This is a genomic window from Rhodococcus sp. (in: high G+C Gram-positive bacteria) (assembly GCF_049286785.1).
Taxonomy (GTDB): Bacteria; Actinomycetota; Actinomycetes; order Mycobacteriales; family Mycobacteriaceae; genus Rhodococcus_F.
Map to the genome: position 1 here is coordinate 1 of NZ_JBAQEO010000913.1, position 13,660 is coordinate 13,660.

At 66.0% G+C, this 13,660-nt stretch carries 14 protein-coding genes; 8 read left to right on the forward strand and 6 right to left on the reverse strand.

The window, feature by feature from the left end:
- Positions 1-22: 22 nt before the first annotated feature.
- The gene (locus WAW17_RS32885) at positions 23-646 is read right to left on the reverse strand and encodes a superoxide dismutase (protein WP_422337012.1); all 624 of its coding nucleotides are present in this window, start codon (positions 644-646) and stop codon (positions 23-25) included.
- Positions 647-906: 260 nt separating this feature from the next.
- Between WAW17_RS32885 and WAW17_RS32890 the strand changes: the two genes are divergently transcribed.
- The 4 genes from WAW17_RS32890 (at position 907) to WAW17_RS32905 (ending at position 4,564) form a co-directional block, all read left to right on the forward strand.
- Entirely contained in the window at positions 907-2,103 is a 1,197-nt protein-coding gene (locus WAW17_RS32890; RefSeq protein ID WP_422337013.1) for an acyltransferase family protein, read from the forward strand.
- Positions 2,063-2,773, forward strand: a complete 711-nt coding sequence (gene msrA, locus WAW17_RS32895; RefSeq protein ID WP_422337014.1) for a peptide-methionine (S)-S-oxide reductase MsrA — start codon at positions 2,063-2,065, stop codon at positions 2,771-2,773. Before WAW17_RS32890 ends, msrA begins: the two co-directional genes overlap by 41 nt.
- A 90-nt stretch (positions 2,774-2,863) precedes the next feature.
- Positions 2,864-3,859, forward strand: coding sequence for a lipase family alpha/beta hydrolase (locus WAW17_RS32900; RefSeq protein WP_422337015.1), 996 nt, complete (start codon positions 2,864-2,866; stop codon positions 3,857-3,859).
- Between the two features lie 120 nt (positions 3,860-3,979).
- Complete coding sequence (locus WAW17_RS32905) at positions 3,980-4,564, forward strand: hypothetical protein (protein ID WP_422337016.1); 585 nt, start codon at positions 3,980-3,982, stop codon at positions 4,562-4,564.
- Positions 4,565-4,575: 11 nt separating this feature from the next.
- Here WAW17_RS32905 and WAW17_RS32910 read toward each other — a convergent pair whose 3' ends face one another.
- Both WAW17_RS32910 and WAW17_RS32915 read right to left on the reverse strand, forming a co-directional pair.
- Positions 4,576-5,067, reverse strand: coding sequence for a metallophosphoesterase family protein (locus WAW17_RS32910; protein WP_422337025.1), 492 nt, complete (start codon positions 5,065-5,067; stop codon positions 4,576-4,578).
- A gap of 5 nt (positions 5,068-5,072) precedes the next feature.
- Positions 5,073-6,002 (reverse strand): LLM class F420-dependent oxidoreductase, encoded by a 930-nt coding sequence (locus tag WAW17_RS32915; RefSeq protein ID WP_422337017.1) that lies wholly within the window; start codon positions 6,000-6,002, stop codon positions 5,073-5,075.
- A 41-nt stretch (positions 6,003-6,043) separates the two neighbouring features.
- On the opposite strand from WAW17_RS32915, the gene WAW17_RS32920 reads away from it, so the two are divergent.
- Entirely contained in the window at positions 6,044-6,910 is an 867-nt protein-coding gene (locus WAW17_RS32920; protein WP_422337018.1) for a S49 family peptidase, read from the forward strand.
- A 14-nt stretch (positions 6,911-6,924) separates the two neighbouring features.
- Here the strand turns inward: WAW17_RS32920 and WAW17_RS32925 are convergent, their stop codons facing one another.
- Positions 6,925-8,712: a hypothetical protein gene (locus WAW17_RS32925; RefSeq protein ID WP_422337019.1), complete on the reverse strand. Its 1,788-nt coding sequence runs from the start codon at positions 8,710-8,712 to the stop codon at positions 6,925-6,927.
- Between the two features lie 433 nt (positions 8,713-9,145).
- On the opposite strand from WAW17_RS32925, the gene WAW17_RS32930 reads away from it, so the two are divergent.
- The 3 genes from WAW17_RS32930 to WAW17_RS32940 are packed head-to-tail and all read left to right on the forward strand — an operon-like array spanning position 9,146 to position 11,805.
- Positions 9,146-10,099 carry a DUF4328 domain-containing protein gene (locus WAW17_RS32930; protein WP_422337020.1) on the forward strand — a complete coding sequence of 318 codons (954 nt, stop codon included), beginning with the start codon at positions 9,146-9,148 and terminating at the stop codon, positions 10,097-10,099.
- Positions 10,096-10,860, forward strand: a complete 765-nt coding sequence (locus tag WAW17_RS32935) for a glycerophosphodiester phosphodiesterase (RefSeq protein WP_422337021.1) — start codon at positions 10,096-10,098, stop codon at positions 10,858-10,860. The genes WAW17_RS32930 and WAW17_RS32935 overlap by 4 nt, the downstream gene beginning before the upstream one ends.
- 33 nt (positions 10,861-10,893) lie before the next feature.
- The gene (locus WAW17_RS32940) at positions 10,894-11,805 is read left to right on the forward strand and encodes a DUF5926 family protein (protein WP_422337022.1); all 912 of its coding nucleotides are present in this window, start codon (positions 10,894-10,896) and stop codon (positions 11,803-11,805) included.
- A 90-nt stretch (positions 11,806-11,895) separates the two neighbouring features.
- On the opposite strand, the gene WAW17_RS32945 is transcribed toward WAW17_RS32940, so the two are convergent.
- The gene (locus WAW17_RS32945; protein WP_422337023.1) at positions 11,896-12,441 is read right to left on the reverse strand and encodes a ferritin; all 546 of its coding nucleotides are present in this window, start codon (positions 12,439-12,441) and stop codon (positions 11,896-11,898) included.
- A gap of 182 nt (positions 12,442-12,623) precedes the next feature.
- Positions 12,624-13,660 (reverse strand): LCP family protein (locus WAW17_RS32950; protein ID WP_422337024.1); only part of this gene is annotated, 1,037 nt, incomplete at its 5' end.

The window sequence follows — 13,660 nt, forward strand, 5'->3', positions numbered from 1 at the left end:
GCTGCACACTCGGCGAGCGGATCTAGACGATGAGGCCGGCGGTCTGGGTGCGGGCGCGGTCGAAGCGTGCGGAGACGTCGTTCCAGTTGACGATGTTCCAGAAGGCGTTGACGTAGTCGCCCTTGACGTTCTGGTAGTCGAGGTAAAAGGCGTGCTCCCACATGTCGAGAAGCAACAGCGGCGTGAGGCCGATCGGGATGTTGCCCTGCTGGTCGTACAGCTGGACGATGAGGAGACGCTGCCCGATGGAGTCCCAGGCGAGGATGGACCAGCCGGAACCCTGGATAGCGTTGGCGTTGGCCGAGAAGTGGTTGCGGAAAGCGTCGAAGCTGCCGAACTGATCGTCGATCGCGGCACCGAGCTCACCCGTCGGCTTGTCGCCACCCTCGGGGGACAGGTTGTTCCAGAACACGGTGTGGTTGGTGTGGCCACCGAGGTGGAAAGCGAGATTCTTCTCGTGCAGGTTGACCACGGCAGGCAGGGTGTCGGACTCGCGAAGCTCGGCCAGCTTCTCGAGCGCCGTGTTGGCGCCGGTCACATAAGCGGCGTGGTGCTTGTCGTGATGCAGCTCCATGATCTTGCCGGAGATGTGCGGCTCGAGAGCTGCGTAGTCGTACGGGAGTTCCGGCAGCGTGTAAACAGACACGAGGGTCCCTTCTTTGCGGGCTGGTGAGCCCTGGTGTTTTTCCGGGTGTGACAACGCGCGTAGCACGCGACATGCACCCGCATTGTCGAATCGTTCTTCGGGTATATACCCAATCTCATTGGTACACCGTGCGCAACATCTGAGCTCAGGGGGTGATTCCCACAGAATAAAGTTCGGGTAACCGAAAAATGTCCCGAACAGAGGAGCCGGAAGATGTCAAGAATTCGTCCGACGGGTGAATGGAACCTTAAGCTGGCGCGGTGCCGTCACTGATATCTGTTACAGATTCCCGCGCGGCCGCGCCGCGCGTGGAGTTGACGGGCGCGAACCTGCTCCGCTTCATGGCAGTACTGGCCGTCATTTATTCCCACATCTCCTTCTATCTGATCGACGACCTCGGAACCGGATGGTGGTTCATCGACGTCGTCTACGAAATTGTCATCGCACGCGGCGGTCTCAACCAGCATCTGTCGTTTCTCGGTGTCGCCGTCTTCATGACTCTGACGGGTGCCCTGATCACTCGTTCCGCCATTCGGTACGAGTCCGGGTATTTCCTCTTCACCCGGCTCGGGCGCATTCTTCCCACGTTCTGGGTGGCCATCGCCTCGGCGATCGTTCTCGTGCGACTGGGCATCAACGGCATGTTCAGCGGTCAGGACGGGATCTCCGGCCCCGAGGCTGCCCTGAGTTTCGTGCTCGGAGGTTTCTTCCTGAAACCCGAGGTGGCCGTTCTCGGTGTCACCTGGACGCTGGCCGTGCAGATTCTCTTCTACTTCGCCTGTGTGGCTGCGCGGCCGGTTCTGCGCACGGTCCCGATTGCGATGCCGCTCGCCGGCGCCGCGATCTGCTCGTTGATCCTTCTGTACAACCTCTACGTGCCGCAGCCGTACACGGTGCCGATGCTCTCCAAGATCGCGGCCACACTGCCCGCGGTCTTCCTCGGTCAGATCATCTACCTCGGCTGGGCCCGGCTCGCCGAGGTCCGCTGGATCGTCGTGGCGGCGCTGGCGCAGGTCGAGGTCATCCGGCTGGCCACGGATTTCCGGGTGTACTGGGCGGGCGAGCATTACCTGTGGACATTTGCGGTGGTCACCGCCTGCGTGGTGCTGATAGGCCGCTACGACGGTCCCGCGACGCGCTGGCCCGTCGTCCGGTGGACGGCCGAACGAGGCTACGTGATCTATCTCGTCCACACCCTGATCCTGTACCGGGTCTACGAGAACGCCGTCGGTTATCTGGGGACCACCGGTGCCGTGACGGTATTTCTTGCGGTGACGGCCGTGGTGGCGGAAGTCGTGTACCGATGGGTGGAACTCCCGGCCACGCGGTGGGTCGCCGCTCGCGCCGCGCGGATGCGGCGGACCTCCTCGGCGCTCGCTCAGGAGGCGCCCGCCACTTCGCGCGTAGCATCGAATCATGTCTTGGTACGACGAGCTTCTGGGTCGAGCAACCGCTGAGTCCGTCATGGTCACCGCCGAGGATGCGCTTCCGGGCCGCGAGCAGTCGATGCCCGTGCCAGCCGCGCACTTCGTGAACGGTCACCCGCTACAACCACCATTTCCCGAAGGGATGCAGACCGCAGTCCTGGGCATGGGATGTTTCTGGGGCGCCGAGAAGGAGTTCTGGCAACTCGACGGCGTGTACACCACCGCTGCGGGATACGCGGGCGGCTACACCCCCAACCCCACTTACGAGGAGACCTGCTCCGGCCGCACCGGCCACACCGAGGTGGTGCTCGTGGTGTTCGACCCGAGCGTGATTTCGTACGCGGAGATCCTGAAGGAGTTCTGGGAGAACCACGATCCCACCCAGGGGATGCGGCAGGGTAACGATCAAGGGACGCAGTACCGCTCGGCCATCTACACGTTGAACGAGGAGCAGGTGGAGATTGCCGAGGCCACCGCCGAGGCGTTCGAGAAGCGTCTCGCCGAGGCCGGCTACGGCGCAATCACCACCGAGATCGCGCCGCTCACCCAGTTCTACTACGCGGAGGACTATCACCAGCAGTACCTGGCCAAGAACCCCGGCGGCTACTGCCCGGTGCACGCCACCGGCGTCAGCTGCCCGGTCGGACTCCTGAAGCAGGACGAGGTGCCCGCGCAGACCGACATCCTGCCGCCGACGTAGGTCCAGCGGGGCGAATTCCCGGAAACCACCCCGGCCGCTGCGAATCGCTGTTAACTTTCTCTCCGTCGGAGCCATACGGGGGGTAAAGGGATGCGTCGAGGTCTGCTGGTTTCTGTCGTGACGGCCGCGTTATTCGCGGTGACGATTTTCACCGACGGGGTGGTGGCAGGTGCGGAGCCTGTCGCACCTGCGCCTGTGGAGCCGCTGCCGGCGACGTTCGTGGACGGAATCGGGATGGAACTGGGGAATCCCGGAGGTTCGGCACCCGGTTCCAACGATTGGACCTGTGTGCCCTCCGAGGAACATCCGGAACCGGTGGTGCTCGTGCACGGGACGGCCGCCAATCGGCAGGACAACTGGGCCTATCTGTCGCCGTTGCTCGCGAACGAAGGCTATTGCGTCTTCGCGCTCACCTACGGCAACTATCCGAACCTTCCGTGGCCGCTGAGTGCCTTCGGTGGTCTCGCGCCGATGGAACAGAGTGCGCAGCAACTCGCGACCTTCGTCGATCAGGTCCTGGACGTGACGGGTGCCGAGAAGGTGAACCTCATCGGTCACTCGCAGGGCACCATCATGCCGACTTACTACATCAACCATCTCGGTGGAAACACCAAGGTGAACAACCACATCTCGCTTGCGCCGCTGTGGGACGGCAGTCATGCGTTCCTCCTCGAAGCCACCTTCTCGGTGTTTGCGCAGGCCGGTCTCCGTGACGAACTCGAGCAACTCGTGCGCATGGTCGGATGCGGCGCGTGCCCGCAGGTTCTGGCAGGTTCCCAGTGGTTCCGTGACCTGCATGTGGACGGCGTATACGCGCCGGAGGTGCACTACACCAACATCATTACCCGCTACGACGAACTCGTCCTGCCCCACACCAGCGGCTACCGGGAAGCACCCAACGCCACCAACATCGTGCTCCAGGACGGATGTGAAGCGGACTGGGCCGAGCACGTCGCCATAGTGAACGACCCGATCGCCGCCGCATACGTGCTCAACACCCTCGATCCGGACAACCCGCGCCCGGTGCCGTGCCAGTCGGTGCCGCCGTTCACCGGATGGTCCCCGGCCGCGCCGCCCGCCGCGTGAGACGCACTCCATCTGAAATACTCGGTGTTTGATCGCACACCCCGTCCCACTTGATCTCGAGTGCGGAGAGTACGACTCTGGATAGAAGCGAAGGCTGTTGGCGAGAGGACCGGATTCGAGATGTGGAAGAGTTCTCGTCTGCGGCGTCGGCCTGCCCACAGCCGGCACAACCCCCTTCTGCGGCGCGCGGACCGGATCGAGAATCTATTCATCCTTGCGGTGATCGTGCTGGCCTTCGCGATGCTGCCCATTGCGATCTTCGTGGGCGTCCGCACCGTCGACAGCCAGGTGGCACTGGCCGAACAACAGGCGCAGGAGTATCGAACGGTCACCGCCACCACCCTCGCCGACTCCGCCGCCGTGACCATGGCCGCGGACACCGCGCCGTCCACTCTCGAGACCGCACCGGCCAAGTGGATGTGGGGCGACGACATCCGTCGTGCCGACATCACCGTCGCACCCTCCACTCCGGCGGGCACGCGGGAGCAGGTGTGGGTCGACGGTGAAGGCGACCTCACCGCGCCACCGATGTCGACGGCCTCCGCGCGGGTGGGCGGTGTGATCGCAGGAATCTTCACCTGGTTCGCGGTCATGATGATCGCTTTCTCCGCGTTCCTCATCGCGAAGGTTTCCCTCAACCGGTCCCGGGATGCGCAGTGGGATCGCGACCTTCGCCGGTTCTTCGATTCCACCACCCGGCACTGACCGGCCCACCGTCACAGCCTGTGCAGTTCCACCTGCCCCAACGACCCGTCCTCGACCGCCGCAGTCATGTAGGTGCAGAACGGTTGTCGTCGTCTGTCCGTGGGTGACCCCGGGTTCAGAAGCCTCAGGCCTGTTTCTGTCGTCGTGCCCCACGGGATGTGGCTGTGCCCGAAGACGAGGACGTCGGTATCCGGATAGGCGGCGGACATCCGCCTCTCCCGCCCCGCCGCCGCGCCGGTCTCGTGAACGACGGTGAAGCGCACACCCGCCAGTGTCACGTCGGCTCTCTCGGTCATGCGCGCACGCAATTCGTCGCCGTCGTTGTTGCCCCAGCACGCCACGAGGCGGGCTGCCCGCTCGGACAGCGTGTCGTACAACGAGACGTCGATCCAGTCGCCCGCGTGGACCACGACATCGGCCCGGTCGACCTCGTCCCACACCCGGCCGGGCAGATCCCGCCCCCGCTGGGGGACGTGGGTGTCGGCGAGGAGCAGCAGTTTCACGGGCGTCATCCGAGTTGAGGGATGACCCCGCTCGCCACCAGTTCCAGTTGATCCAGGTCGCTCAGGTCCAGGGTCTGCAGGTAGATGCGCTGCACACCGGCCTCGGCGTAGCGTCCGATCTTGTCGACCAGTTCGGCCGGCGAACCGGCGAGACCGTTCTCGCGAAGTTCGTCCACCTCCCGCCCGATCCGTGCGGCGCGCCGGGCGATCTCCTCCTCGCTGCAACCGCAGCACAATACGAGTGCGCTGGAGTACACCAACTCGGATGGGTCGCGGTCGATCGCCTTGCACGCCAGCCGCACCCGCTCGAAGACCTCACGCGTCTCGTCTACAGACTGGAAGGGGACGTTGAACTCGTCCGCATACTTCGCCGCGAGCGCGGGCGTCTTCTTCTTGCCGGTGCCGCCGATCAGGATCGGCGGACCCTGTGGTTGCCGGGGTTTGGGGAGTGCGGGCGAATCCTGAAGGCGCAGATGCGTTCCATCGTAGGAGAACGTCTCACCCACCGGTGTGCGCCACAGGCCGGTGATCACGTCGAGCGATTCCTCGAGAAGTGTGAACCGCTCCTTCAGCGAGGGGAACGGGATGCCGTAGGCGAGGTGTTCTTTCTCGAACCAGCCGGCGCCGATACCGAAGTCGACACGGCCCCCGCTCATCTGATCCACCTGCGCCACCGAGACGGCCAGCGGGCCGGGATGACGGAAGGTCGCGGACGTGACCAGCGTGCCGAGACGGATCGTGGACGTCTCGCGGGCCAGGCCGGCGAGGGTGATCCAAGCGTCCGTCGGACCGGGCAGCCCTTCGGCATTCATCGCGAGGTAGTGATCGGACCGGAAGAAAGCGCCGTAACCGAATCGCTCGGCGGCCTGTGCCACGGCCAGAAGCTCGTCGTAGGTGGCGCCCTGCTGAGGTTCGGTGAAGATTCGCAACTCCATGGGGGCCAGTCTGCCCGATCCGTCGTCGGTAGTCTGATTTCATGGCGAAGATCCCGATCACCCTTCCGAAGCCGCTGGCCGACAAGCTGCCCGACTCGGTCGCAACGTCGGCGGCCGGTGTCGTTCCGGTGGTGCGGTTGCAGGGGGTGATCGCCTCCGGGGGCTCGGGATTCGGACGCACCCTGAGCGCAGAGTCGGTCGAGGAACCGCTCCATCGCGCGTTCACCGCACACCGCGCCAAGGCCGTGGCACTCCTCATCAACAGTCCGGGCGGCTCCCCGACGCAGAGTGAATACATCGCCGCGCGCATCCGCCGGCTCGCGACCGAACACGAACTGCCGGTGCTTGCCTTCTGTGAGGACGTCGTGGCGTCCGGCGGTTACTGGCTGGCCTGCGCGGCCGACGAGATCTACGCGACGGCCACCTCGGTGGTCGGCTCCGTGGGTGTCATCTCTGCCGGCTTCGGCTTCTCCGAGTTGATCGATCGTCTCGGCATCGAGCGGCGGCTGCACTCGGCGGGCGAAGCGAAGGCCCGGCTCGACCCGTTCTTCGCGGAGAAGACCGAGGACGTGCAGTGGCTGAATCAGATCCAGGAGGGAATCCACGAGGAGTTCAGTGACTGGGTGGTCGCCCGGCGCGGAAAGAAACTGAGAGCCCCGGAGTCGGACCTGTTCAACGGCGACGTCTGGTTGGGCCGACGCGCAGTGGAACTCGGTGTCGTCGACGGCATCGGCACGCTGCGCGAGGTGCTGGAAAAGCGGTTCCCCGGCGCCACCCTCGAGATGACAGGTCCGCGCCGATCCCTGTTCGCGAAACTCGGGTTTCCCGCGGTCGGCTGGGATGCTGCCGCCGACGCGTTCGTCGGCGCCCTGCACACACGAGTCGCGTGGTCGCGATACGGCCGGTAGCTACAGCGGAGAAGTCATCTCGGAACCACGACACCCACCGGCCCGACGCCGATGCACATCGACAAGCCGGGGGTCAGCGTGCTGACCCGCAATCCGCTACCGCCCCCGGTGAGTCGGACGAACACCGAATTCGGGCCCGCGCGCACCGGCACGCGCACCGGGGCACCCTCCTCCATGGCCACCGCGATCTCGCCGTCGGCACTCGCCAGATAGTTCAATTGCGCCGTCCACTCCCAACCGGTCACCGGACCGTTCATCGGCAGGGACACGAAACTGCGCTGATCCACCAACTGCCCGCACTCCGGCACCGATCCCGGCAGCAGGGCGCGCACCCAGGTGACCTGCGCATCCACCACGTTGCCGTCGTCGTCGACCATCCGAAGTTCGGGGGTGCTGTCGGAGAACTCGGGGCGATCCCGCAACGCCCCGAGAACATGACTCACCAAATTGTTCGGGTACGCCACCGGAAGTAGCACCCAGATCGAAACGGGTTGCTCGAGAATCGGGGCGTCGTCGCGTTCCGCCAGGGACGTGCGCGCCGTCGCGAGGTAGGCGGTGGTCGGGTTCTCCTCCCAGCTACGGGTGAAGGTGTACGTGGACCACAGGCTGCTGGCGACGAAGGCGCCGACGGCAGTGACGGCCACCAACGACTTGGTGCGGTCGGCGACCGGCACGATCCTGCGAGGGGGTGCGCGCAGAATCAGCGCGGTGGCAATCGCGAGAATCACCGCGGTGTCCGTGAAGTAGCGCAGGGTCTGGGCCAGCTCGTAGGTGGTGTCGGCGCCCCACCGGGTGACCACCATCGCGGACAGCGACAGCAGGAAGTACGTCGCGGTCAGTACCCATACCCAGCCGACGCGGCGCTTGCGCCGGACCGTTGTGCACACCGTCGCGCCGAGGACCACCCAGCCTGCGATCACCAGGAGTGTCGGCGGGGAGGTCCAGGGTGGACTCGGTATCCAGCGTTCCCACGACCACGGACCACCCAGCAGTGTCGGGACGAGTCCGCGAGACGTTCCGTGGCGGAACAGTTCGAACGCGCGGGACGTCCCCGCCCACTCGAGCTGCGATGCCACCGTGGATACGTACACCGCCGTCCACATCGCCAGGACAGCCGCACTCGCGATCCACAGGGGAGCGCCCCGGCGCAGTGTCGATCGAACGGGCTGCTTCCGTCCGGTCACCTGGGCCAGGAGGACCACCGTCGCGAACGCGACGAGCGGAACGACCACCGACTTCTCGAAGAACAACAGCGACACGACGAGCACCACGGTCCCCGAGACGGCATAGCGTCGCCGCCGCGTCCGGCACAACTCGAGGGCGTCGCCGGCCACCCACGCCAGCGCGATCTGCAGCGGCAGAGCGTTGAGCGCTGCCGACCACCAGGCGAACGCCGGCACTGTGAGCGGGGAGAAGAGATACAGCACAAGCGGCACCAGCAACGCGGGACGGGTGCCGAGGATCTTGCGGAGCAGCCGCAGCACCGCGAACGACGCGAACGCCTGCAGCGCGATCATGGTCAGCATCGGCAGAAGCCATTGATACGGCGCCAGCCGCGTCGCGATGCCGGCCACCAGGAATGCGGCCGGCATCAGATGGCCGTCGTGGTCGTACAGCAGCAGGTCCGAGGAGAGAAGCGGCAGACTGCCGCCGCGGCCGGCCAGGATCAGATCGTCCCAGTAGAAGTCGCTGTGGACGGCCACCCAGGTACGGACGAGAAGCTGCACGACGATGAGACCGGCGGCGACCGGCGGCACATGGGCAGACCTCAGGAGCCACCGCGATCCGACGTCGTCCGTCATCGGTTCCCGAGATTACAGATCGGGTGGAACCAGAACGCGTGGGGCTGCGTCAGAACAGTTGTCGGGACGCTTTTCGTCCCGACACGGGGAGGGAAGACGACGGCCGGTCCGGAGTTCTCGGGTTGCTTCGCGGGCAGCTCGACAAGGAGGGGTAATTCCGGGCCGCGCCGTCGCGCTCGTTCACTGAGCTGCGGTGTCAAATTCATCCACGGCTGTGGACCGTTCACCCGATGGCTGTCAACAAACATCCATCCGGACCGCGCCTGACCTGTGTAGAAGTTGCCCGGAGACCCTCGCTAACTGTGCATGAACCTGTGGAAACTGTGGATAACTTGCCGATTCCGGTGGTGCAGCTCACACTTTTCCTCGAAAAGGACGATTCGGTCCATGAGCTGCCCGCACTTGCGGGTCGTGACAGAATCGGCGTTGTGAAGTGGGTGCGGAAGTCGTGAGCCTCGTTCAGGTGTGCGCACGCTGCGCTGCTCGGTGGCCGGTTCTCGGCACTCCGACGCAGTGGTGTCCGCGCTGCCACGGGGTCCTGCTCGCACCGGTGCGGACCGAGCAGCAGCTTCCGCCCGAGCGACGGGGATTCCGCTGGGTGGCGCGCCCCCCGCTCCGGCGAGGCGGGCTGGCCGCGGACTCCCCGGCGCCCGGTCCCACTCCGCGGTACACCGAAATTCCGCAATGGGGACTTCACGACCACGTCGACGCAGCGCCGGCGCGCCGGAACTGGCCGGAACTGCTCGCTGACAAGGCCGCCCTGTTCCTGACCCTCACCGCAGGGCTGTACACGCTGGCCGTGGTGGCGGAACTGGTGCGGTACGCGATCCTGGTCCACAACCGCACCCGCCTGATCGACCCCGCACTGCTCGCCGTATCCGACGCCGCCGTGTTCTTCGCGCAGGCGGGTGGAATGCTCTTCGCGCTGCTGTCGGGCATCGGTGGCGTGTGCTGGTTGCTGCGAATCCGTCGCCGCACCTTCGCCCGCTCCAGAACCTCGGACCCGAGGACGGTCTCCGACGTGATCGTCGGATGCGCCGTGCCCGGGCTGAACCTCGTGATGCCCGGGGTGTTCCTGCTCGAAGTGATCCGGCGAGACCCTCGGGCGGTCACCCTGGTCCGCGCGTGGTGGATCAGCTGGGTCGTCGGCGCTGTCCTCGTCGTCTTCAACTGGTTCTGGCGGGCGCGGCCCGGGTTGCAGGCGATGGCCGACGGCGTGCTGCTGTCCGCGTTCACCGCCGCGGTGGCGTCCGGTAGCGCGGTGCTCGCGTTGCTGGTCATCCGCAGGCTCGAGGAGCGAACGCTGAACGGTTCGCAGGGAGCCGTCACCCGCTGGGTCATCGCCACCGATCCGAAACCGAGTGAGCAGGAGGTGCACGTCTCATGAGCCCAGACCGGCGCGGACCACTCGTCGTCGCGCATCGCGGTGCGTCCGGAACCAGGCCCGAGCACACCCTCTCCGCGTACGAATTGGCTCTGAAAGAAGGCGCGGACGGTCTCGAATGCGACGTGCGGCTCACCCGCGACGGCCACCTGGTCTGCGTCCACGACCGCACGATCGACCGCACGTCCACCGGTGTCGGAGTGGTCAGCGAGATGACACTCGACGAGCTGTCCGGGTTCAACTATGGAACCGAAGAGGAGCCGGCGCCCCTGCTCGAGTTGAGCGCGCTCATCGAACTTGCGCTGGACTGGTCCGCGCGACCGGTCAAGCTCTTCATCGAAACGAAGCACCCCGTGCGATTCGGTGGCCTCGTGGAGAGCAAGGTGCTGGCCGAACTTCAGCGTTTCGGAATCGCCTCCCCACCGTCAGCGGATCATTCCCGCGCCGTCGTGATGTCGTTCTCGGCGGCCGCGGTGTGGCGGGTCCGGCGCTCGGCTCCGCTCCTGCCCACGGTCCTGCTCGGTGAATCCGCCCGCTACCTCGGCGGTGGGGCGGCCACCACCGTCGGCGCCACCGCCGTCGGGCCGGCGGTGAAGACCCTGCACGAGCATCCCGACATGGTCGACAAGGCCGCCGCCGCAGGCCGTGCCACCTACTGCTGGACGGTGGACGACCCCCACGACGTCGCCCTGTGCCGCGAACTCGGTGTCAGCTGGGTGGCCACCAATCACCCCGGGCGCACCAAGAAATGGCTGGCTTCCTGACCGCGCCCGCGTCGGCGTGTAGGTTTTGGCGTCGTGGCAAAGAAGAGCAAGAGAAACAGTCCGAAGCCCGGTAGTGCCCGCGCCGAGAAGCTCGCACAGCGTCAGGCCGAGCGCGACAACGCCGCCGCCGTCGTGACCCGGCCGTTCGAGGGCCTTGCAGCCGAATGCGATCTGGTTGCCCTCCGCGAATTCGTTCCCTCGGCCACCGCGCCGCTTCCCCTGAAGGATTCGTCGCGGCCGATCACGCTGGCGACCGTCCTTCCCGGTGCAGTCGCAGCCCTCGTGCGTGAGGAGGACGGCACCGCGACCGGTTATGTCGGTGTCCAGGTCCAGCTGCATTCGGACGACCTGGGTGCGGATCTGGCCGCGGCCGTCGCGTGGGCGCGCGACGCCTCGGCAGGCGAATCGCTGGCATCCGCCGGGCCCGGGTCCGAGACCCCCGCCCTGCGCGACGTGATCGACCCCGACGCACTGCTCGACATCACCGTGCATCAGGACTTCAACTGGTGGATCCCCGAAGGTGTGGAGCCCGCGCCCGAGGTCGCCGCTACCGTGCAGCACGCGAACGCGGCGATCATGCCTTCGGCGCGCGTAGAGGCCCAGGGCGTCGTGGCGGCCTGGTGGGTCGATGCGGGGGAGAAGGCGCACATCCGCTGGGTCCGCCCCGAGAACGAAGACGACCTGATGCTCGCCCTGGCCCGCGTCCACGCCGCCGGCGGACTGCATCTGGGTGAGGGGTCGCGTTACGCCGGTTCGTTCCGGACTCACGGTCTTCTGGTTCCGGTGTTCGACCTGGATCGGGAGAAGCACGTGAACGAGTGGGCGCCCGGGGTCGTGGAACTCGGTGAGCGACTCGACCGGGCGCTGGCCGTCGACGCTCCGCTCACCACCGAGGAGCGACGAGCACGCGACGGTCTGCGCGGCCGCCAGGTCACCCTGCGTTAGGCGCTACGCGTCAGCTGCGTCAGGCGCTACGCGCCCGTACGCCTGTCCGGTAGCGGGACTACCGGACGGGCGCACGGGCGCCGAAGTCGTTTACAGCGGGCCGCCGGCGGCATGGGGAGCCCCGATGGAATCCGCGACCGCAATCATCTCGCGGGCCACGAAATCCTCGATGTGGAACAGGTCGCCACCCGCACGGTCGGCGATGGTCAGGAGGGTCGTCATGTGCGCGACCTCCTCGACCTGCTCCTTGAGGAACCACTGCATGAACTGCTCGCCGAGGTAGTCGCCCTCCTCGCGCGCCGTGCTCGCCAGCTGCACGATCTGCCCGGTGACGGTCTGCTCCTGCGTCAAAGCGAGCGCGATCGCCTCACGGGCGTTCTCGAAATCATTCTTGGCCGCGTCGACCCCGGTGAGTTCCACCGAAATGTCGCGATCCAGGAAGTACTGCACGATCATCATGGCGTGATTGCGCTCTTCCACAGCCTGCTTGTAGAAATGCTTGGCCAGCTGCGGAAGATCAGAGTTATCGAAATACACGGCCGTTGAAATGTATTGGTGCGACGCGGTGAATTCGTTACGAATCTGGTCGTGAAGGAGGGCGTGGAATTTCGTCCTGTGCGCGTCCGTAGAAATCATGGAATCGACAGTATCGCAGGTCAAAAGGCACTGTCAGGCAAGTTTCGCCTAACGATGGTTAGGTTTTCCAAAGTAATTCTCGCTGACTCCGGCGTGTCCCACCCCGTTCACGACGGGAAACTGGGGGAAATTACCGAAAGAAATGTTCGGCGCCAGGTTCGTGTGCCGCAATTCACGTCCCGTCAGGGTCCGTTGGTGACGAGTTCGGCCGGAATCTGTCGGTCGTCGGCAAGCGCGTCGAAGAATTGGGAGGCACGTTCACGGTCCCACCTCAGCACGTTTCCGGACCCGTCGACGTCCTCGAACCCGGCGACCGGAACGGTGGTGGTGACCATGTCGCCGCGCACGGCCCACGCCAGGCCGGCGAGGCTCCAGATGTGATCGCCCTCGTCGACACGCAGCGAACCGGCCGTGTCCGTCACCAGCGGCCACAGCCGGAACGGATTGAGGAACGTCCACGGACTGGTGGCCTTCGCCATCAACGCCGACAGGAACATGCGCTGGTTGTTCATCCGGTCGATGTCGGCCAGCGCGGTCGCCCTGCTGCGGACGAGGCCCAGTGCCTGCGCGCCGGTCAGTTCCTGGCAACCCGGTGCGAGGTTGATACCGGCGAGCGGATCGTCGATGGCGGTCGCGAGGCACATGTCGACGCCACCGATCGCGTCGACGATACCGGCGAAACCGCCGAATCCGATCTCCGCGTAGTGGTCGATGTGCAGACCTGTCGCCTCCTCCACGGTCTGCGCCAGCAGTGCGGGCCCGCCGAACGCGAAGGATGCGTTGATCTTGTCCTGGCCGTACCCGGGAATGGCCACGTAGGAGTCGCGCGGGATGCTCACCATCGTGGCGGGACCGCCACTGCTCGGGACGTGCACCAGCATGATCGTGTCGGTGCGGTCGGGGCCGGTGTCTCCGCCCGTCGCCAGTTCCTCTTCCTGCTCCGGGGTGAGGCCGGTACGGCTGTCCGACCCGACCAGCAACCAGTTCGTTCCCGGGGTGTCGCCGATCCGACCCGGATAGTCGGGGAGGGCGTCGACGCGGTTCAGCGAGGTGTCGAGGTAGAAGGTCAGACCCGCAAGGGCCAGGACCAGCACCAGGAAGAGGATGCCGATGCGCCGCCCCCAGTGCCGTCTGCGCTTCGGCCGGCGCTGCATCGGTTCGGGGGTCCGCGGCGGTGCGGGCGGGGGCGGTGGTGTACGAGGTGGACGGCGGTCCGGTG

Bases quoted from the DNA above. Each gene is read 5' to 3' on its own strand.
- msrA (WP_422337014.1), top strand. From the start codon at position 2,063: ATGTCTTGGTACGACGAGCTTCTGGGTCGAGCAACCGCTGAGTCCGTC.
- WAW17_RS32900 (WP_422337015.1), top strand. From the start codon at position 2,864: ATGCGTCGAGGTCTGCTGGTTTCTGTCGTGACGGCCGCGTTATTCGCG.
- WAW17_RS32905 (WP_422337016.1), top strand. From the start codon at position 3,980: ATGTGGAAGAGTTCTCGTCTGCGGCGTCGGCCTGCCCACAGCCGGCAC.
- WAW17_RS32915 (WP_422337017.1), bottom strand. From the start codon at position 6,002: ATGGAGTTGCGAATCTTCACCGAACCTCAGCAGGGCGCCACCTACGAC.
- WAW17_RS32920 (WP_422337018.1), top strand. From the start codon at position 6,044: ATGGCGAAGATCCCGATCACCCTTCCGAAGCCGCTGGCCGACAAGCTG.
- WAW17_RS32925 (WP_422337019.1), bottom strand. From the start codon at position 8,712: ATGACGGACGACGTCGGATCGCGGTGGCTCCTGAGGTCTGCCCATGTG.
- WAW17_RS32935 (WP_422337021.1), top strand. From the start codon at position 10,096: ATGAGCCCAGACCGGCGCGGACCACTCGTCGTCGCGCATCGCGGTGCG.
- WAW17_RS32945 (WP_422337023.1), bottom strand. From the start codon at position 12,441: ATGATTTCTACGGACGCGCACAGGACGAAATTCCACGCCCTCCTTCAC.